The sequence below is a fragment of the Pedobacter sp. AC212 genome (assembly GCF_979258625.1).
The window spans coordinates 1,993,533-2,011,684 of sequence record NZ_OZ409870.1 but is presented as its reverse complement, the minus strand read 5'-3'; the positions used below and the strand labels follow the sequence as shown (position 1 = coordinate 2,011,684).

At 37.5% G+C, this 18,152-nt stretch carries 15 protein-coding genes; 10 read left to right on the top strand and 5 right to left on the bottom strand.

All coding sequences use genetic code 11. The features are described from left to right. The 6 genes from ACZZZC_RS08665 to ACZZZC_RS08640 all read left to right on the top strand — a co-directional run bounded on the left by ACZZZC_RS08665 (position 1) and on the right by ACZZZC_RS08640 (position 7,094). Positions 1-1,104 (top strand): LptF/LptG family permease, encoded by a 1,104-nt coding sequence (locus ACZZZC_RS08665; RefSeq protein WP_082455102.1) that lies wholly within the window; start codon positions 1-3, stop codon positions 1,102-1,104. Positions 1,105-1,106: 2 nt separating this feature from the next. Then, entirely contained in the window at positions 1,107-1,985 is an 879-nt protein-coding gene (locus ACZZZC_RS08660; RefSeq protein WP_463486942.1) for a DMT family transporter, read from the top strand. A 1,280-nt stretch (positions 1,986-3,265) separates the two neighbouring features. Continuing rightward, positions 3,266-5,488: a TolB family protein gene (locus ACZZZC_RS08655; RefSeq protein WP_463486941.1), complete on the top strand. Its 2,223-nt coding sequence runs from the start codon at positions 3,266-3,268 to the stop codon at positions 5,486-5,488. Positions 5,489-5,496: 8 nt separating this feature from the next. Continuing rightward, positions 5,497-6,069: a hypothetical protein gene (locus tag ACZZZC_RS08650; protein WP_463486940.1), complete on the top strand. Its 573-nt coding sequence runs from the start codon at positions 5,497-5,499 to the stop codon at positions 6,067-6,069. 139 nt (positions 6,070-6,208) lie between these two features. Then, complete coding sequence (locus ACZZZC_RS08645) at positions 6,209-6,490, top strand: LapA family protein (protein WP_463485697.1); 282 nt, start codon at positions 6,209-6,211, stop codon at positions 6,488-6,490. Between the two features lie 211 nt (positions 6,491-6,701). After that, positions 6,702-7,094, top strand: coding sequence for a GxxExxY protein (locus tag ACZZZC_RS08640; RefSeq protein ID WP_463485696.1), 393 nt, complete (start codon positions 6,702-6,704; stop codon positions 7,092-7,094). A gap of 81 nt (positions 7,095-7,175) precedes the next feature. Here ACZZZC_RS08640 and ACZZZC_RS08635 read toward each other — a convergent pair whose 3' ends face one another. The 5 genes from ACZZZC_RS08635 to ispE form a co-directional block, all read right to left on the bottom strand. Further along, complete coding sequence (locus tag ACZZZC_RS08635) at positions 7,176-7,475, bottom strand: response regulator (RefSeq protein ID WP_463485695.1); 300 nt, start codon at positions 7,473-7,475, stop codon at positions 7,176-7,178. An 80-nt stretch (positions 7,476-7,555) separates the two neighbouring features. Next, positions 7,556-8,275, bottom strand: coding sequence for a pirin family protein (locus ACZZZC_RS08630; protein WP_265799756.1), 720 nt, complete (start codon positions 8,273-8,275; stop codon positions 7,556-7,558). Positions 8,276-8,524: 249 nt separating this feature from the next. Then, positions 8,525-9,691, bottom strand: coding sequence for an O-succinylhomoserine sulfhydrylase (locus ACZZZC_RS08625; RefSeq protein ID WP_463486939.1), 1,167 nt, complete (start codon positions 9,689-9,691; stop codon positions 8,525-8,527). A 70-nt stretch (positions 9,692-9,761) separates the two neighbouring features. Beyond that, positions 9,762-10,181 carry an OsmC family protein gene (locus ACZZZC_RS08620; RefSeq protein ID WP_463486938.1) on the bottom strand — a complete coding sequence of 140 codons (420 nt, stop codon included), beginning with the start codon at positions 10,179-10,181 and terminating at the stop codon, positions 9,762-9,764. Positions 10,182-10,259: 78 nt separating this feature from the next. Beyond that, positions 10,260-11,063, bottom strand: a complete 804-nt coding sequence (ispE, locus tag ACZZZC_RS08615) for a 4-(cytidine 5'-diphospho)-2-C-methyl-D-erythritol kinase (protein WP_463486937.1) — start codon at positions 11,061-11,063, stop codon at positions 10,260-10,262. A 198-nt stretch (positions 11,064-11,261) separates the two neighbouring features. Here ispE and ACZZZC_RS08610 point away from each other — a divergent pair, with 198 nt between their 5' ends. The 4 genes from ACZZZC_RS08610 to ACZZZC_RS08595 all read left to right on the top strand — a co-directional run bounded on the left by ACZZZC_RS08610 (position 11,262) and on the right by ACZZZC_RS08595 (position 18,123). Next, positions 11,262-12,056, top strand: a complete 795-nt coding sequence (locus ACZZZC_RS08610; protein WP_463486936.1) for a thymidylate synthase — start codon at positions 11,262-11,264, stop codon at positions 12,054-12,056. A gap of 211 nt (positions 12,057-12,267) precedes the next feature. Beyond that, on the top strand, positions 12,268-12,777 hold the full coding sequence (locus ACZZZC_RS08605; RefSeq protein ID WP_265799764.1) for a dihydrofolate reductase: 510 nt from the start codon (positions 12,268-12,270) through the stop codon (positions 12,775-12,777). A gap of 389 nt (positions 12,778-13,166) precedes the next feature. Then, positions 13,167-16,145 (top strand): protein translocase subunit SecDF, encoded by a 2,979-nt coding sequence (secDF, locus tag ACZZZC_RS08600; RefSeq protein WP_463485690.1) that lies wholly within the window; start codon positions 13,167-13,169, stop codon positions 16,143-16,145. Positions 16,146-16,797: 652 nt separating this feature from the next. Then, positions 16,798-18,123, top strand: a complete 1,326-nt coding sequence (locus ACZZZC_RS08595) for an NAD(P)/FAD-dependent oxidoreductase (RefSeq protein WP_463485689.1) — start codon at positions 16,798-16,800, stop codon at positions 18,121-18,123. Positions 18,124-18,152 lie beyond the last annotated feature (29 nt).

The window sequence follows — 18,152 nt, the reverse complement described above, 5'->3', positions numbered from 1 at the left end:
ATGAGTCTGATAAAAGGGAGAATTAAAATTATCGATCAATATATTATTGGTAAATACCTGGGTACTTTCGTATATACCCTGGCTATTTTCGTGATTATTATTGTTGTTTTTGATTTATCAGAAAAGATGGATGATTTCATGAAAAGCGGGCTTAGCTTCTGGGGTGTACTCACCAAATACTACGCAGGCTCCATCCCTTTTTACGTAAACATGCTCTCTCCACTCATCAACTTTATTGCCGTAATTTTTTTTACCGCGAAGATGGCTGATCAAACCGAAATTGTTCCCATTTTAAGTGGTGGTGTAAGTTTCAATAGATTCTTGTTCCCTTATTTCGTATCGGCTACGATCATATTTTCAGCAAATTTGGTTTCTAACCTTTACATTTTACCCTATACCAACACCTTAAAAAACAGCTTCGAAAATACCTTTGTAAAACGAAACGACCCTTCGACCAAATCAAATATCCACATGAAACTGGATAACAAAACTTACATTTATATTGAGAGTTTTGATAATAAAACCAACTATGGATATCGCTTCACACTAGACAATTTTAATGGAGATGTGATGGTAAAAAAAATCGTTGCAGATAACATCAAATGGGATTCGTTAAAGAGAAAATGGCAGTTGAGTAACTATTCTATTAGAAAAATTGATGGGCTGAAAGAAAGCATGATTTATGGAAGTGGTAAAGTAAAAGATACCATTTTAGACATGCGTCCTGATGATTTTTCTGCCTATGATAATGTAGTTCAAAATCTATCTACAAAGGAACTTTCAGAGAAGATCAGAAAGGAGAAAATTCGCGGAACGGGTATCATGAACGATCTCGAATTTGAGAAATTCAAACGCTATTTACATCCATTATCTGCCTACATTTTAACGTTGATTGGTGTTGCTTTATCCTCCCGAAAAGTTCGCGGTGGAGTTGGGGTATCATTGGGAATAGGCATCTTTATTAGCTTTGCCTATATCGTGTTTAATCAATTCACACAAATGTTTTCTACAAAAGGTGGGTTGCCTCCATTTTTAGCAGTGATCTTACCTACAATCGTATTCGGCATGTTAGGTATTTACCTTCTCCGAAAAGCTCCAAAATAGAGATGGACATCAATAAAAAGAATTTAATTATTCTTCATTTAACGGTTTTAATTTGGGGTTTTACCGGAGTACTCGGGAAAGTAATTTCGATAGATGCAGTACCATTAGTTTGGTATCGTGTTTTGATTGCAACCTCAACTCTTTTCCTTTGGTTTATCGCTACTAAAAAGAATATAAAAATCACAAAACTGCAGTTTATACAGTTCTTTTTAACGGGCGGAATTGTAGCCATTCACTGGATATTTTTCTTTCATGCAATTAAGGTTTCTACCGTTTCGGTAACGCTGGTATGCCTCTCCTCTTTTACATTATTCACAGCCATTTTAGAACCGCTGATCAAAAAACAATCCATTCAAATGGGTGATGTGCTAATCGGGTTACTAATAATTCTGGGGATTTATATGATCTTCAAATTCGAAGGCCAATATACTTTGGGGATTATTTTCGGACTTTTAGCAGCAGTCGCCTCCAGTCTTTTTTCTACTATAAATTCTACGCTCGTTCAAAAAAGTGAGCCCTCCATTATTGGATTTTATGAATTGGTTGGTGGATTATTCTGGATTACCATATACCGTATTTATGATGGCTCATTCCAAAATATGAGCTTTAATTTAAGTGTAAATAACTGGATTTATATTGGCATTCTCGGTACACTTTGCACCTCCGTTGCCTATGTTGCAGGCGTATCAGTAATGAGAACTTTATCGGCTTTTCGCGTAGCGTTAGTAACCAATTTAGAACCCGTTTATGGCATCATACTCGCTTACTTTTTCTTTAAAGATAAAGAGCAAATGACCGGTGGTTTTTACATTGGAGCAATGATTATTTTAGGTGCTATATTTCTTTATCCGGTTTATAAAAAGAGGTATAATAAGAGATAATTCAAGGTTGCAATTCATGCTATAATTTCCTATTCAATTAGCTTGATCTATGCACGAATGAACTGAAATTCGTATGGTATTTGTTGTCGATTTGAGACAATGGAAACAATGCAAATTCATAGGGTGAAACGGTATAAATCCACGTCTCCTTAGAACCAGATTTTATTTAAATTTCCAACTCAACAACTAGCAATTATAGGTGGAAAATTGCGAATTTTCAGTAAACATCATCAAGCATTCTAACAGCAAATTTCTCAAATAGACAGCTAAATTTTAATGGTGTGCTATTTAAATTTTCGCTGTCTATTTGAGCTTTAGTGCGAACTGAAAGTGAATATTTAACAAAATTCCCCGCTTGTGATATAAAAATTGATCACTTATTCGAAACCGTTATAAGCAGCTCATAAACAGTAGATTAAGCCGCAAAATAAGTTTTTCATTATAGCTTATATTTTTTTATTTATCGGCGAATATTGCAAGGAATTGCAATTTAAAAAGGCAAATCAGGCATTTTTGATACCTAAATCTCACCTTAAAATATACGTTATTTAGAAAAGTTAAGTCCGAAATACCAAAAAAAACGATCGATTTTCAAAGTATAAAAATTGTTAATTAATACTTTTTATAGATTCGAAAGAGCCTAATACCCAAAACCGTTAAACTAAATTCTCTTAAAAAAACTTTGGAAACGAGCTTCTCTCAAAGATACCAGCCGAGTTTATTTAATGACATATTGTCATCGTACTTAAAATATGGAGTGTTTAGTTTAAACGATTAAACTTTTCCTACAAGCTACAATCACCAGATAACTTTAGCGATCATGAGGCAAATTATGATAACAAAAAACCAGGTCTACCACTGAAAAATCGATAAACAAAACCAGAATCCAAGAGAAAAAAAATGTCATCAAACGTTACAGAATTTACTTAAAAGCGGTGTTAATTAAGAGCAATTCACATCGAAAATTTCTATAAAAGTCGGAAAAAATAAATTTAAATCCGTAACACCCTCCGCAGCATTGAGCAAAAAATTTTGAAGAAAATCGATTAATAAGTGTACATTAATGGCAGATTTGGAAAGATTATAAAAATTATAAAATCATCCCACTAAATCTCAATTATTGATTAAATTGTTATATAAAAAGCGGTAACATCTAAATTTACTTAATTTACATATAATTTTTAAAATCAATAACTTATATATTTTTATATCAAGAAAAATTGCACGAAAATTAAAAGTCAAAAAACAATTAAAACTAAATATTTTAGCAATCAACTCAAATGCATTCAAATAACACTAACATCATACTATTTATCAAGCATTTAACGACTATTATATTAAGCTTTGTTTCACTATCTGTTTTTGGGCAGATTTTCAGCGCAGCCCAGAACCCACTTAGTGTAAGATGGAACTATATCCAGTCTGGAGGCTTCAAAATTATTTATCCTCAAGAGATGGAGAAAGAAGCACAAAGAATGGCGAATACACTACCCTTCATCTACCCTAAAATCGGCTTAGGCTTGAGGCAACAAAATACCTCCATCCCACTCCTCTTACAGAACCGCGGAACCATAGCAAATGGCTTCGTTCAGTTAGGCCCGAAGAAGTCTGAATTCTACACCACACCACCACAATATTTTGATAGTCAAGATTGGCTGAATAACCTCGCAGTCCATGAACTTCGACACATTGCTCAGTTTGACAAGTTGACAGGATCACAAAGACGTCCCTTTCCAGAGCTGGTTTACTTCGCCTATTTTGGCGCCGGCTTACCAACCTGGTTTTTCGAGGGTGATGCTGTGGTGAATGAAACTGCACTCACCCAATCAGGACGAGGGCGGCAGCCCAATTGGATCATGCCTTTTCGGACATCGGTTTTAGAAGGCAAAAAATTCTCGTACAGCAAAGCTTATTTCGGATCTAACAAAGATGTAACGCCAGGCTACTATCAAACCGGATACTTAATGGTTGCCGACATGAGAGAAAGGCATGGACAGTTCATTTCCGACAGCTTACTGGGCGACATCAGAAGAAGACCATTAAGGCTTTATCCTTTTTCGCAAAGCCTGAAAAAAATCACCGGAAAAAACACAAAAAAATATTTCCTTTCCACACAAGAAAAGCTAACCGAAAATTGGAAAAAACAGGATGAAGAAACTTCAAAAGATAAGTATGAAAATTTAAATAAAGAAACATCACTGGCAACGAACTATTTTCTCCCAGTTCGTTTAAATAAAACCCAGATTTTAGCGCTCAAAGAAAGCAAGCAAGATGCCCGTTATTTTGTGATCATAAATGAAGATAAAAGTGAACGAAAATTGTTTGGAATTGGTAACCAGGAACAGCCCTGGTTCAGTTACAAAAATAACGTTTTGGTTTGGGATGAAATTCGCTACGACCCCAGGTACAAGCAGCGAAGTTACAGTGTAATTTGCTCATACAATTTTAATACAAAAAAATTCAAAAAGCTCAGCAGTCAAAGCCGACTCTTCTCCCCTAGCCTTTCGAGTGATGGCAAAAAAATAATCGCTGCAAAAGTTGAACTCAACAACCAGTTTAACCTTGTAGAAATTGATGCCTCATCTGGTAAGATCTTGAAAACTTACCCCAACGCTGAAAACGAAATTTTACAAACACCGAGTTTCGACGAAACCGGAAATCGTATTGCTTACATCAGCGTAAGCGAGAATGGAAAAAACTTATGGCTGCTAGAGGACGAGAAAAAAACACCACTCATTTCTAACAGCAGACAACAGCTCAGTCGGCCAATTTTTATCGGCGACAAAATTGTTTTCAACGCACACTTTAATGGCATCGATAACATCTACAATATTGATATCAATTCTAAAAAAATAAATGCTTTGAGCAATTCAAAATATGGCGCATTCAATGCGACCGAAACTGATCATGAAAAAATCACTTTTAACGATTATAACATCAACGGTTATGAAATTGCAGAGAAAGCAATAACGGAAAATCCAGTTGGAGAAAACACCTTTGTAGATTTTTCTTCAGCAGCAGAAAAGCAAGAACGTGCGGGTAATATTTTCGAAAATATTTCCGACAGCACTTTCCAGACCAAGCGCTTTCGTCAAGACTTAAACCTGTTCAGTTTTCATAGTGTGATTCCGGTAATCGACAATGAATATGTTTTCGGCCTTGAGCTGCAATCTAACAATTTGCTTAATACGATGGACTTCTATACCGGCGCAAAATACCATCGGGACTTAAAACGTTTTGAGTATACGGCAGATATTAGCTATAAGGCGCTTTACCCTGTTTTAGTGTTCTATATCGCAATCGACCAAAACGAACGTTCTATCGAGCTAAAAACGCGATTCAGCAAGGAGATTGGAGAGAGAACTTCATCAAACTTAACGCATCGGTACCGCTATCATTTAATGCAAGGAATCAAAACTACTCTTTCACACTCAATGCGGCAACCAGTTTTACACAGCGATACCTTGCAGAGAATATGCCGACTAATTTCATTCGAGAGTTGAAATTTCCAATGGAATATAATTTTACTTTTAACCACAGTGTGCGAACCACCGAACGAGACATTGCGCCAAGATGGGCACAGATTTTAAGGGCAACTTATAACCACCAACCATTTGATAAAAATTTAACCGGCGAAATCCTTGCGCTGGAAAGTTTCTTGTACTTCCCAGGCCTGGCGAAAAACCATTCTTTCCTGGCGAGTTTCAACTACCAAAAAGCAAGCGGCGCCAATCAGTATGCTACAGAAATTGCAACGGTTTACGGCTACAACAATATCCTCGCAAAAAGCAAGTTGCAAAACAGCATGCTTTTCAATTATCGTTTTCCATTTGCTTTTCCAGATTGGGAATTGAGCTCTTTAGTCTATGTGCGAAATGTTAGAGCGGGTTTGTTTTGTCATTATGAAAACATAGGTGTAGACAGCAACATTGGCCAACCTAAAACCTATGGCGTAGAACTAAACAGTAGTTTAAATCTTTTAAGATACCAACCCGTAGTTGATGTTGGGGCGAGATTGGTTTTCGTTAACAAAATTTACGATCAAAACCCAATATTAGAATTTTCTTTCAATTATTCATTTTAAGTAAAGCAAAACATATTCTTGTTAAGATTTTTCTTTCATCAGAATCAAAAAAAAGAGTATTTTCACCCTACTTGAACAAAGAAGCAAACCAATAATACAATTTGTTGTTTATCAATCAGTTTTAACAAATACCAGACTTATGAGTGGAAAAACCATATTCATCATCATCCTTACGGCATTACTAACTGCTTTTTTATTCCTAAACAGTGATGAAGTAGCATTCAATTTCATTATTGTGGATGGTGTTTTTGTTTCTAAACTGATCGTAATCGGAGTTTGTGTAGTGATTGGTTTTATTATCGGCTTCGTTGCAGGTCGACCTAGAAAAACAGTGAGTAGTTACGATACTGAAATTGAGAAAAATCAGCCAGTAAGCAATAAAAAGGAATTAAGTGATGAGGACAGGGATTATATCAGTTAAAAGCAGAAGTTACCAAGATTTCAAGGATTGAATGATTTTAGGATTTGCAATACTAGATCAATTTAATTGAAAGGATCAGAACTAAACTAATTTACTAGTTCTGGGATTTGTTAGGTTTGAAAATAATTTGCCGAGGAATTGTAATGGATTAAAAATTTGATGGATATTAGATCATCCCTATTTCTAGAAAGTAAAATTTAATTCTACCAAAATGAAATATGGCGATTTAACGGGAAAAATCATCGGCTGTGCTATAAAAGTACATTGCACTTTGGGTTCGGGCTTTCAGGAAGTGATTTATCAACGAGCACTCTCTATAGAAATGCAAAAACAAAATTTAAGTTTTAGCAGAGAAATGGAAATGACCATCTTTTACGATAACATTCAGATTGGTATAAGAAGAGTAGACTTTTTTGTTGAAGATATGATCATGCTTGAACTCAAAGCAGTATCTGAATTAACTGATGCACACTTAAATCAAGCCATAAATTACTTAGAGGCTTACAATCTTCCTGTTGGTTTGCTTATAAATTTTGGTAGCAAGAGCTTAATTTTTAAAAGAGTGTATAACACCAATCATCCTGAAAAAAAAAGACCAGTTTAATGAGATAAAGACCCTTACGATTCGACCTCGGAAACCAAATTCTTGAAATCCTTTAATCTTAAAAATCCTAGTCAAAGACTATTAGCATAGCGCAGTCATAATTTCGCCGTAAAGCAATCCACTTCCGCCACCGTAATGCTGAATAATCTTCACATTAGGTTTGAGCTCGTTTATACGCTTTCTAAGCACCTGTTCACACTCAAGATCAATTCCGTTACCTAAAAGCACCAAATCAACATCCTGCGTTTCTAAAACAGACATTGCTTCCTCGTCTGTACAAACACAAATGCCTTTCCATTCAGGTCGGGCGTTAAGCAATCTGTTCATTACGATAGTAATTTCTGTGTCTCGACCGATATAAAGTATAGTATTTTGCATCATATTTTCGTTTAATTTAAACGTAAAAAGTTGCGAGTAAGAGCTTTAGCCCTATCACCCGCAACTTTTAACACGTAACTGAATTATAATTCCATCGGAACATCCATTAATAACACTTCTGCGTCTGCAGAGTTTGCTTTAAAGCTGATGCTGTCCGTATCCCAAATCCCTAAACCATCTCTTTTGTTTAATGTTTGGCCGTTAATGGTAACTTCTCCATTAATCACAAAGGCGTACACACCGTTTCCAGCTTTTTTAATTTTGTATTCGGTTTCGAAGCCTTCATCAAATTTACCCAATGAGAACCAGGCATCCTGATGAATCCAAACTCCAGCATCATCTTGGTTTGGTGATAAAATCTGCTGAAAATTGTTGTGACGAGCTTCAACATCTAAAGTTTGCTGGTCGTAACGTGGCGTAACATTTTTCTTGTTAGGGAACAGCCAGATTTGTAATAAATTTAACTGTTCGTCTGCCAAAGCGTTAAATTCACTATGGCTAACCCCGGTTCCGGCGCTCATTACCTGGATTTCTCCGCTTTTAATTACTGCCGAATTTCCCATGCTATCCTTGTGTGCAATGGCACCTGCCAATGGAATCGTAATGATTTCCATATTATCGTGTGGGTGAGTTCCAAAACCCATTCCACCATCAATCAAGTCATCATTTAAAACCCGTAAAACTCCAAAGTGCATTCTTTCAGGATTGTAGTAGTTAGCAAAACTGAATGAGTGGTGAGCATTTAACCAACCATGGTTTGCATGGCCTCTGGTGTTTTCTTTGTGCAAAATAAACTGTGACATAAATTTCCTTTCTTGTTTATGATACAAATTTACTGCAGGTTTGAAACCTGTGCATTGATGTAGGGTAAGAAAGTTTGGGGTTTTGAGTTTCGAGCTAGTGGTTCGAAGTTAGGGGTCATTCATATCGCTTTGTTGGAATTGATCACCGATAAGGGCCTGCAAGCCATCAAAAAAAATGGGGCTATCGTAACCGACGCCCCACTGCAATTATTTTTCTAAAAATTGTAATTCGTAATTCTAAAGTCGTAATTACGAAAGTGCCTGTTCAATATCTGCTAAAATATCATCAACATGCTCCAAACCGATTGACAAACGGATAGAGCCTTGCTCAATACCCACAATATTGCGCTCCTCTTCTGTAAGTTTGCTGTGCGTGCTTGTTGCCGGGTGCGTAGCGATTGAACGTGTATCGGCCAAATTTGCAGAGATGGAGAACATTTTCAGGCCATCCATAAATTTGCGGGCGCCTTCAACGCCACCTTCAACCACAATAGTGACGATACCACCACCCTGCCTCATCTGCTTTTTAGCTATTTCATACTGAGGGTGAGAAGGAAGAAACGGATATTTAACCAATTTAATTTTTGGATGTTTCTCTAAATATTCGGCCACTTTTAAAGCACTCTCGCAGTGGCGGTCCATACGAACAGCCAGGGTTTCTAAACTTTTAGATAAAATCCAGGCGTTAAATGGCGACAAAGCCGGGCCACTATGACGGGCAAATGCGACAACTTCAGTAATTAATTCCTTCGTACCTAAAACAATTCCACCTAGAACTCTTCCTTGTCCATCGATGTATTTGGTAGCCGAATGGATAGAAAGATGCGCACCTAATTTAATCGGCTGCTGCAAATATGGCGTTGCAAAACAGTTATCAACTACTAAAAGCTGATGATGTTTTTTGGCTAAATCTCCAAGGAAAGCTAAATCTATAATATCAATACCAGGATTTGATGGCGTTTCAACAAAAATCATTTTTGTATTCGGCTTAATCAAAGCTTCCCAATCTTCCGGTTTATCCAAATCAGCATAGTCAAAAGTTACACCCCATTTAGAGAAAACATTGGTTAATAACTGATGTGTCGAGCCAAAAACTGAACGACTGGAAACGATATGGTCACCGGCTTTTAAAAAGGCTCCAAATGTGGTGAAAATAGCAGCCATTCCCGTTGCAGTTGCAAAACCATCTTCAGCACCTTCTAACAAGCACATCTTCTCTATAAACTCTGAGGTATTTGGGTTTGAATAACGGCTATAAACATTTCCCTCTTTCTCGTTTGCAAATAAAGCCCGCATTTCTTCAGCATCATCAAACTTATAACTCGAAGTGAGATAAATTGGTGCAGAGTGTTCTTTGTGCGAACTGCGTTCGGTTTGAGTGCGTATAGCTATAGTTTCAAAATTTTCGGATTTCATTTTGTTTTGTAATATGAGTATTGAGATTGGTGATACGAGATTCCAGACCTTAAGCCATAAACCTTTTACCCTAAACCTTATTTATGTTGTATGTAAAATTAATTTTTGCAGAGCGACCTAAAATGTTGGATACGGAACAATATTTATCGAAGGTCATAGCCAAAGCCCTTTCCACTTTTGCTGGATTTAAATCGCCTGATAAATCGAAGTGAATTTCAATTTCGTCGAAAATAGGCGGCATCTCTTCATCCTTGCGGGTAGCATTGATGGCGATTTTAATATCTTCAAGTGGTTCTTTCTGTTTGGTTAACACATTTACCATGTCTATTCCACTACAACCACCAAGTCCAACCAAAAGCATTTCCATAGGTCTGAAACCTTTGCCTTCACCACCAATAGCAGCTTTCGCATCTAATTCGACGGTAAAACCGCCTTCATTTACTGCTTCGAAATTAAATTTTCCGCTTTTGCGGATGAGATTTATATTCATATTGTAGTATCGAGTATTTAGTATCAAGTATCAAGACGATTTTGCTTTAGTCTTTCAGCTTTTACCTTTCAGCTCTTTTTAAATATTATAATAAACTAAATTGTCTTTTTCCAGTTCGGGCAGTTTAACAGGTGCGTTAAAAATTGCAAAAACAGACGACCCGCTACCACTCATTAAAGCGAATGTTGCGCCTGCATCGTATAAACTGGTTTTTATTTGATGAATTTGGGGATATTTTGCGAATACCGATGGCTCGAAATCGTTGATAACCTTATTCTTCCATGTTGTTGGCGACAAATGTATGATTTCTTTTAAGGATTGCAAAGGCTTTTGAGGTTTTACAAGCGCATAAGCATCCGCTGTACTCACGTGTACAGGCGGTTTCACTAAAACTTTAAACCAGGCTGACAAATCTACTTCGCACTTTTCAAATTCATCGCCAATGTTAAAGGCGTAAACAGGTGCGTTTTCGATAAAAAAAGCACAATCTGCACCAAGCTTACGGGCGTAATTCTCCATGTCTGTAATTGATAGGCCCAACTTGAATTTATCATTTAACAATTTTATAAGGAAAGCGCAATCTGCCGAACCACCTCCCAAACCTGCTCCTACCGGAATGTTTTTCAATAAATTAATCTGCTGCGCAGGAATTTCAAAATCTTGTTTAACGAGATGATAAGCTTTTATACACAGATTATCATTAGCATCACCAGGAATATCAATGCCATGAATTTTGCAGGAGGTGAAATCAGCATCGGTAATTTCAACTGAATCTTTGATATTAATAGGATAAAAAACGGTTTCGAGGTTGTGATAACCATCGTTGCGTTTCTCAGTAATATTTAAGCCCAGGTTTATTTTTGCGTTTGGAAAAGATAACATTCGGATTTGAGATTTGAGATTTGAGATTTGAGATTTCCCCCTCAAAGTCAAATACAGTGCTGATGCAAACATACAAAAGTCAGGCTTGTTTAAAAATCCGTTAATGTAGAAAACTAAAAGATTTCGTGATTAAGATTTTTTACATATTTGTAATTAATAATTTATTTAAGATTTGGAAGCCCTTTAGGGTTCGGAGTTATGAAACAATATTTAGATTTAATGCAACATGTGCTGGATCACGGCGCTCAAAAACACGACCGCACGGGAACAGGAACAATTAGCGTTTTCGGCTATCAAATGCGTGTCAATTTGAAGGAGGGCTTTCCGATGGTTACCACGAAGAAACTGCATTTAAAATCTATCATACATGAATTAATCTGGTTCTTGACTGGCGATACAAACATTAAATACTTAAAAGATAATGGCGTTCGCATTTGGGATGAATGGGCAGACGAAGAGGGAAACCTCGGCCCAGTTTATGGTTCGCAATGGAGAAGTTGGCCAACGCCAGATGGACAACACATCGATCAGATTACCAACCTCATTAACACGATTAAAAACAATCCAGATTCGCGAAGAATTATTGTTTCTGCATGGAACGTAGCAGAAATCGAGAATATGGCTTTGCCTCCTTGCCACGCTTTCTTCCAGTTCTACGTAGCCGATGGAAAATTAAGCTGCCAACTCTATCAGCGTAGTGCCGATATTTTCTTGGGCGTGCCTTTTAATATTGCTTCTTATGCCTTATTAACCATGATGGTGGCACAAGTTTGTGGTTTAGAAGCTGGTGACTTTGTTCACACTTTAGGCGATGCGCATTTGTACAATAACCATATCGAACAGGCACACTTGCAATTAAGCAGAGAGCCGAAACCGCTTCCAACCATGAAAATCAATCCTGAAGTAAAAAGCATTTTCGATTTTAAATTCGAGGATTTTACACTAGAGAATTATGAGGCTCATCCGCATATTAAAGGTATCGTAGCAGTATAACACCTCGCCCCCCTGAAAGTGTAGCTGAAGGCAAGTTGAAAATTAAAGCATATAAAAACAGGGCGCTTCACTCCGCTCGCAAACTCTCGATTTTCGGCACAATGCGCTCCCATGGTCGTCATTGCGAGGAGGCACGACGAAGCAATCTCATTCCGTAAGCACTCATGCAGCTTTAAGAAAGTTGTTGCATCACTAATAAACTATTGAACTAATGACCAATGAACTAAAAAACCCTTCCCTTGCTATAGCAGTAGCGGTAGGTGAAAACTTCGCGATAGGAAAAAACAACCAGCTTTTGTGGCACATGCCAGCTGATTTAAAGTTTTTTAAACAAACCACTTCGGGCCACACCGTGGTAATGGGCCGTAAGACCTTCGATTCTGTTGGTAAACCCTTACCAAATCGCAGAAACATTGTCATCACGAGAGATTCATCGTTAAAAATTGATGGCGTTGAGATTGTGAATAGTCTTGATGAAGCATTAGAAATTACTAAAGCAGAAGAAAAACCTGTTTTTGTTGTTGGTGGTGCGGAAATTTATCGCCAGGCTTTACCGAAAACAGACCTACTTTACCTAACTACAATTCATCATACTTTTGACGCTGATACATTTTTCCCAGAGATCGACAGAAATGATTGGGAAGTGGTGAGCAGCGATCCGCATAAAGCTGATGAGAAAAACAAATACGATTATACTTTTGAAGTGCTTAAAAGGAAATAATCAGAGAAAGTCGTAATTCAGAGCCTCGAAGCAATTTTACTACTATGGGTTTTTAGCAAACGCATTAAGATTGCTTCGTGCCTCGCAATGACGATAGCCTAGTTGCCACTTAAACCTGACAATAGCGACAGCCTCCGATTTTTTTGATCGGAGCTACAGCAGTTGGCAGGACCGAACAAAAGCAAAATGCCACTGCAATTGCTTTCCAAATAAATCAAACCTTAATTTTGGCGCAAAAACAATATGTGCGTATCGAATGCATGGGTATAATTATCTGGTAAAAATTAATCTTAATAAATTATCAACTAAGGGGTTCTATAATTTAAAAATTTAATTAGATTTGCCGACTTGTTAAAAAACAGCGAAAGACAAATTATTTTAAACAAACAATGCAAGGAAAAGGTTTTATAAAGTTTATAGCGATAGTATTGGCTATCGTTTGTGCGTATGCACTTTCCTTTACTTTGGTAGCATCCAAAGTAGAGAAAGACGCAAAAAACTATGCGAAAGGTGATGCAGCCAAAGAAAAGGCTTACTTAGATTCGATGAGTACCGAGAAAGTTTACCCGCTTGTTGGGTTCACTTACGGCGAAGTTAAATCGAAAGAGATTAATTTAGGTCTAGACTTAAAAGGCGGTATGAACGTAACGATGGAGATATCGTTAGCGGAATTGGTTAAATCTTTAGCGGGCAACCCTACTGATGCTAACTTTAACAAAGCAGTTCAGAACGCACAAATTCAGCTAAATGCTGGCGGTAAAGATTATATCAAAATTTTTGTCGATGAATTTGAAAAATTAAGTCCGGGTGTAAAACTTGCTGACTATTTTTCTAATCAAGACAATGCATCGCAATTAAAACCAAGTGCAAGCAATGGCGAAGTTGAATCTTTCTTAGAGAAAGAGGCTACAAGTGCTATCGATCGCTCATTTACTGTTTTACGTTCTCGTATTGATGGTTTCGGTGTTGTGAGTCCGAACATGCAAAAACAAGAAGGTAGTAACCGCATCTTAATTGAGATGCCAGGTGTGCAGGATAAAGAACGTATTGCTAAACTTTTACAAGGCTCTGCCGAATTACAATTCTGGCAAGTATACCAGGTACAGGAAGTAGCACCTTTGTTAGAAAACATTAACAAAACTTTAGCTGCAACTTTAAAAACTGAAACTCCTGCCGCTACTACAGATACGGCTACTAAAGCTGGCGGCAAATTAGCCGGCTTAGAGAATGCTGCTAAAGACTCCACTGCAAAAGGTGGCAAATTAGCTGGCTTAGGTAAAAAAGATTCTACCGCAGTAAGAGCTGAATTAGCAAAATCAAATCCATTATACGCAGTTTTAAGTCTTCCTATTTATCAAGGAGAAAACGGACAACAACAATTAATGCCAGGTGCAGTTGTTGGTATGTCGTTACAAAAAGATACTGCAAAGGTTAATAACTACTTAAAACTTCCTGAGGTTGCCGCAGCAATTCCATCTACGATGAAATTTATGTGGAGCGTTAAACCTAGAGAAGGATCTAAAGTGTTTGAACTTTATGCTATAAAAGTTACCAGTGCTGATGGCAAACCAGATTTAGGTGGTGAAGCAATCAGCGATTCGCGTGCTGACTTTGATCAAAAAGGTAAACCAGAGGTAACCATGTACATGACCAGCGAAGGTGCTGCGAAATGGAAAAAAATTACTGCTGAAGCTGCCGCTGATCCTAACAATAAAAAATCTATCGCTATTGTGTTAGATAACATGGTTTATTCTGCTCCTACTGTTCAGAATGAAATTGGTGGTGGTGTTTCATCAATTACCGGTAATTTCACACAGGCAGATACTAAGGATTTATCAAACATCTTAAAAGCTGGTAAATTACCTGCTCCTGCTCGTATTGCTGGTAGTTATATCGTTGGTCCAACTTTAGGTGCACAAGCTATCCATGATGGTTTAATTTCATTCGTGATTGCGTTTATCGTGATCCTGATCTTCATGGCATTGTATTATCACCGTGCTGGTTGGGTTGCAAACTTTGCCTTATTGGTTAACTTGTTTTTCATCATCGGTATTTTGGTATCGCTTGGTGCGGTGTTAACATTGCCTGGTATTGCCGGTATCGTGCTTACCATTGGTCTATCCGTAGATGCGAACATTCTAATTTTCGAACGTGTACGTGAAGAGCTTGCCTTGGGCAAAAACATTCCTACTGCAATTAAAGAAGGTTTTAAACATGCAATGCCATCTATCTTAGATGCAAACATTACCGTATTTATTTTAGGTGCTATTCTTTACGCTTTCGGTAGCGGTCCGGTTCAAGGTTTTGCAACTACCTTGTGTATCGGTATCCTTTCTTCATTATTTGCTGCTGTATTAATTTCAAGATTAGTTTTCGAAGCGATGTTAGATCGTAAAATGGAAATTAGCTTTGATAATCAGTTTACACGTAATGCATTTAAAAATTTAGCTTTCAACTTTGTTGGTCGTCGTAAAATCTATTACATCATTTCTACAGTGATCATCTTAGCTGGTATTGGCATGTATTTCAAACATGGTGGTTTAAACCTTGGCGTAGATTTTAAAGGTGGTAGAACTTACCTTGTACACTTCGATAAAGCGGTTAACACTGAAGATATCAAATCTCAGTTAACTCCTGTTTTCGGTAATGAAACGCCTGAGGTTAAAACAGCAGGAGAAAACAGTCAGGTTAAAATTACCACTACTTTCCACATCGAAGATCAAGATGTGAAAACTGATAAAGTGGTTGAAGATGCTTTAAACAAAGGATTAGCAGGTTCGAAATATGAAATTGTAAGTTCGCAAAAAGTGACGCCAATTATCGCCAGCGATATTGTTAATGGAGCTTTTTACGCAGTATTGATTTCATGTATCTTCATGTTTATCTACATCGTAGTGCGATTTAAAAAATGGCAATATGGTTTAGGTGCTGTATTGGCATTAGCCCACGACGTTTTAATGGTACTTTCTTTCTATACCATTTTAGATGGTGTTTTACCATTCTCATTAGAAATTGGTCAGGATTTTATTGCAGCAATTTTAACAGTAATGGGTTACACCATGACAGAAACTGTTGTTGTGTTTGACCGTATTCGTGAAAAATTAAAAGAAGCTGGTAAAGAAGATTTACATGGTGAAGAACGTAACCAATTGATCAACTTCGCATTGAACAGTACTTTAAGTCGTACGATTTTGACTTCGTTAACCGTATTCTTCGTATTATTGGTGATCTTCATCTTTGGTGGCGATAGCATCCGCGGATTTATCTTCGCCTTATTAATCGGCCGTGTTATCGGTACGTATTCATCATTATGTATCTCTACTCCTATCGTAATCGATTTGGGTAGCTCGGAAGAAAAGAAAAAATAAGATCTAGATTCTGAGAATATATTAAACGCCTTCCTGATCAATCGGGAAGGCATTTTTTTTTACAGCCTCACCCTTGGGAAGTTCGTGGTATGAAAAGTTTTCCAGCCGCCCTCTCCGGAAGAGAGGGTTTTGGCAGACTGTGATCTAAACCCATCGGTTCGAACCACATCATTTTATTTCCTTCTCTCCTGGAGAGGGATTTGCACTAACTTTTCATATCCTGAAGAGAGGGTTTTGGAAGACTGTGATTTAAACCCATCGGTTCAAACCACATCATTTTGTTTCCCTCTCTTCCAGAGAGGGATTTGCACTAACTTCCCATAACCACAAACGTTGATAGGGTGAGGCTTTCTACGATTGACGTGCACTAGATAACCAATACTATAGACAATAATACAGTGAGGTTTTTGAAAAGCAAAACCCGAATTTCTTCGGCAACTTCAGCCCTGCTGTCCACTTTATTTCGCTGCGCTCCATGCTCGTTTCCATCAGGTTTATTTTAGCCAGAACACTGCTGAAAACCAGCGAAAACCAACTCGGTCATATCAAAGTTATATCTCTATAGAAGCGCTTAAGAAACGGTTCAAAACTTTAATTCTTAAACCTTTTGGCTATCTTTTTGTTACATTAGTAACAGATAAAGCGTTTTAAAATGGATTTACAACTTCCTAAAAGTGAATACCCAAGAGTAGTTATAGTTGGCGGTGGATTTGGCGGGATAGAACTAGCTAAACGATTAAAGAATAAACCTTTTCAAGTAGTCATGCTTGATAAACATAATTATCATACTTTTCAACCTTTACTTTACCAGGTAGCAACAGGCGGATTGGAAGCTGATTCCATTGCATTTCCCTTGAGAAAGATTTTTAAAGGGCAAAAAAACCTAATCTTTAGGGTAACTAAAGTGACGGAAGTAAATGCTGCTGAAAACTGTTTGATGACAGATATTGGAAAAGTGAGTTATGATTATTTAGTAATTGCCACTGGTTCGACCAGTAATTTCTTCGGCAACCAAGAAATCGAGGCGAATTCAATGCCGATGAAATCTATTCCAGAGGCTTTAGATTTAAGAAGTTTGATTCTGCAAAATTTCGAAAAATCGTTAATTGAAAAGGATTTAGATAAGAAAAGCGCTCTATTAAACTTCGTGGTAGTGGGTGGAGGCCCAACAGGTGTGGAAACTGCTGGAGCAATTTCAGAACTGAAAAGACATGTTATTCCTAACGATTATCCAGAAATGGATGTGAGTAAAGTGAACATTTATCTGATTGAAAATTCCCCTGAGCTTTTAGGGCCAATGTCGCCACAGGCACAACAAAAATCTAAAGAATTTTTAATTAAGATGGGTGTTCAGGTAATGAACGATACTCGTGTTTTAGGTTACGATGGTCATACCCTTTCGTTACAAGATAAGGCGCCAATATTAAGTTCGACAGTAATTTGGAGCGCTGGCGTAAAAGGCGTGGTATTGCCGGGCCTAGACAAAGCAGAAGTGGTTCGTGGTGGTAGATTAAAAACTGATACCCAAAATCTGGTTGTCGGTTATCAAAATATCTATGCCATTGGCGATGTTGCGGCGATAATTGATGAGGCCACTCCAAACGGACATCCCGGAGTAGCTCCAGCGGCTATCCAGCAGGGACATCATCTAGCTAAAAACTTAATCAACATCAAAGAAAATAAACCGTTAGAAAAATTCAAGTATTTCGATAAAGGTTCTATGGCAACAGTTGGCCGGAACAAAGCTGTTGTTGATATTGGCAAAATTCGTTTCCAAGGGGTTTTTGCTTGGTTTACCTGGATGTTCGTTCACTTAATGACCCTTGTTGGATTTAGAAATAAAATTATTGTATTTGTAAATTGGGTTTGGAGTTATTTTAGTTATGATAGAGGAACGAGATTGATTATCAGAACGTTTGCTAAAGACCGGAGCGTTGACTACAGAGCCGAAGTACCCAGCGTGAAGGAAGTTCATTAGTCATTAGTCATTGGTCATTGGTCATTGGT

What these genes read in the sequence shown, in the direction of transcription:
- ACZZZC_RS08665 (WP_082455102.1), top strand. Translation starts at nt 1, where the DNA reads ATGAGTCTGATAAAAGGGAGAATTAAAATTATCGATCAATATATTATT.
- ACZZZC_RS08660 (WP_463486942.1), top strand. Translation starts at nt 1,107, where the DNA reads ATGGACATCAATAAAAAGAATTTAATTATTCTTCATTTAACGGTTTTA.
- ACZZZC_RS08655 (WP_463486941.1), top strand. Translation starts at nt 3,266, where the DNA reads ATGCATTCAAATAACACTAACATCATACTATTTATCAAGCATTTAACG.
- ACZZZC_RS08650 (WP_463486940.1), top strand. Translation starts at nt 5,497, where the DNA reads ATGGAATATAATTTTACTTTTAACCACAGTGTGCGAACCACCGAACGA.
- ACZZZC_RS08645 (WP_463485697.1), top strand. Translation starts at nt 6,209, where the DNA reads ATGAGTGGAAAAACCATATTCATCATCATCCTTACGGCATTACTAACT.
- ACZZZC_RS08640 (WP_463485696.1), top strand. Translation starts at nt 6,702, where the DNA reads ATGAAATATGGCGATTTAACGGGAAAAATCATCGGCTGTGCTATAAAA.
- ACZZZC_RS08635 (WP_463485695.1), bottom strand. Translation starts at nt 7,475, where the DNA reads ATGATGCAAAATACTATACTTTATATCGGTCGAGACACAGAAATTACT.
- ACZZZC_RS08630 (WP_265799756.1), bottom strand. Translation starts at nt 8,275, where the DNA reads ATGTCACAGTTTATTTTGCACAAAGAAAACACCAGAGGCCATGCAAAC.
- ACZZZC_RS08625 (WP_463486939.1), bottom strand. Translation starts at nt 9,691, where the DNA reads ATGAAATCCGAAAATTTTGAAACTATAGCTATACGCACTCAAACCGAA.
- ACZZZC_RS08620 (WP_463486938.1), bottom strand. Translation starts at nt 10,181, where the DNA reads ATGAATATAAATCTCATCCGCAAAAGCGGAAAATTTAATTTCGAAGCA.
- ispE (WP_463486937.1), bottom strand. Translation starts at nt 11,063, where the DNA reads ATGTTATCTTTTCCAAACGCAAAAATAAACCTGGGCTTAAATATTACT.
- ACZZZC_RS08610 (WP_463486936.1), top strand. Translation starts at nt 11,262, where the DNA reads ATGAAACAATATTTAGATTTAATGCAACATGTGCTGGATCACGGCGCT.
- ACZZZC_RS08605 (WP_265799764.1), top strand. Translation starts at nt 12,268, where the DNA reads ATGACCAATGAACTAAAAAACCCTTCCCTTGCTATAGCAGTAGCGGTA.
- secDF (WP_463485690.1), top strand. Translation starts at nt 13,167, where the DNA reads ATGCAAGGAAAAGGTTTTATAAAGTTTATAGCGATAGTATTGGCTATC.
- ACZZZC_RS08595 (WP_463485689.1), top strand. Translation starts at nt 16,798, where the DNA reads ATGGATTTACAACTTCCTAAAAGTGAATACCCAAGAGTAGTTATAGTT.